The organism is Roseicyclus sp., assembly GCF_018402035.1.
In the GTDB taxonomy this organism is placed as follows: Bacteria; Pseudomonadota; Alphaproteobacteria; order Rhodobacterales; family Rhodobacteraceae; genus Roseicyclus.
In genome coordinates, this window is the sequence record NZ_JAGYJN010000068.1 from 1 (window position 1) to 1,562 (window position 1,562).

The window sequence follows — 1,562 nt, forward strand, 5'->3', positions numbered from 1 at the left end:
GCAGGCCGATCTGGCGCGTGGACAAACGGGGCTCGACAAGCCTGTGACCTGTTCTTCGGCGCAACTGGCCAAGCTGGCGGAAATGCGGCCTGCCGATCTGGGTGCCGTGACGCGGGTGCTGGGCGAACGTCGTGCAGAGCGCTTTGGCGATGCTTTTCTCGAAGTGCTGCGCGACGCGGGCTAGCGGTTGACACTCCGCCCCTTGGCGACGGGATCGGGCTTGACTGCCGCGGCAAGTGTTTGGCGTAAAGACCGTTTGGGCAGATCCGTTTCAAGATCGGGCAGGCCTTCGCGCGACAATAGAACGGCGATGGGGCGCAATTCCGCGACATGGCTGCACACGATCATCGCGGCGACCATGATCGGCACGGATAAAAACATCCCCGCGATGCCCCAGACTGACCCCCAAAAGGCCAGCGCCACGATGATGCCAAAGGTCGATAGCCGCAACGCGCGGCCCATCAGCCAAGGGTCGATGATGTTGCCGTTGAGAAACTGGATCGCCCCCACCGCCAGAAAAAAAGCCAGTGTCGGGCCAGGTTCACCTAACTGCACATAGGTCACAAGTGTGGCCAGAACCGTGGCGACGATCGAGCCGACATTGGGGATGTAATTCAGCACAAAGGTCAAAATGCCGATCGCCACCGCCAACTCAAGCCCGAAGACCAGCGCCACACCATAGACCATGAGCCCGGTCACGGCGCTGACTAAAGTTTTCACCAACAAATAGTAGTTCACCCGATGCATGATCGTGCCGATGATGCGCTGGGCTTGTGCGGCGCGCTTGGCATTGCCGCCAAGAAGGCTCGTCAGCTTGACGTCGAACCATATCCTTTCAGCGAATAAGAAACTCACGAACAAGATGACCAGCACCGTACCCTGCATCAGTCCGCCGGCTTGCCCCGCCATCGCGCGCATATAGCCCGACACATCGACGCTGCGGATGGCATTGGCGATTGCGGTCTCAACCTCGGGGCCCATCCACGCGAAAAGGTCGGCAACCGCCGCGGGTGCCCGTTCGGTATAGGTCAACGTCGTCGCCAGAACCGTGTTGATCTGCGACAGGATCAGCGAACTCAGCATGAACAGCCCGGTCGAGATCAGCAAAACCGCCACGAGGCTTGCCAGCCAGTTCGGAACGCCGAGCGGCCCTACCTTCAGTCGTGCGATATAGCCGATGGCGTCGCTGGTGAGGCTGAAAACGATGATCGCCACCGCAAGCGAGGTCAGAAGGAACCGCGCTTCGACCAGCAAAAAAAGAATGATCCCACTGGCAAGGATGACCAGCGCGGCGGTTTGCACCCGATTGCGGCTTTGGGTCCGCGTTGGTGCTTTCTCTGGTGTAGGTGTGTGGCTCACGGCTGTATCATCGGCTCCCTGAAACGATAGTGGAACGGCAAGCGCACAATCTCAAGCGATGTTATCGCCCCGCTGTGCCTTGCCCGTTGACGCCCATGGCGCTAGGTCCGAACTACGCGCCACTCTCTAAAGGATTGCCTATGCTCATCGTGATTTCCCCGGCCAAACGCCTCGACTGGGCCGCCCGCGCGGTCGCGATGACA

At 60.2% G+C, this 1,562-nt stretch carries 2 protein-coding genes; one reads left to right on the forward strand and one right to left on the reverse strand.

All coding sequences use genetic code 11. The features are described 5' to 3' along the window. A partial coding sequence (locus tag KG698_RS15200) for an HRDC domain-containing protein (RefSeq protein WP_213686386.1) occupies nt 1-184 on the forward strand: 184 nt, incomplete at its 5' end. Here KG698_RS15200 and KG698_RS15205 read toward each other — a convergent pair. Next, entirely contained in the window at nt 181-1,359 is a 1,179-nt protein-coding gene (locus tag KG698_RS15205; RefSeq protein WP_213686387.1) for an AI-2E family transporter, read from the reverse strand. The genes KG698_RS15200 and KG698_RS15205 overlap by 4 nt on opposite strands. Between the last annotated feature and the right edge of the window lie 203 nt (nt 1,360-1,562).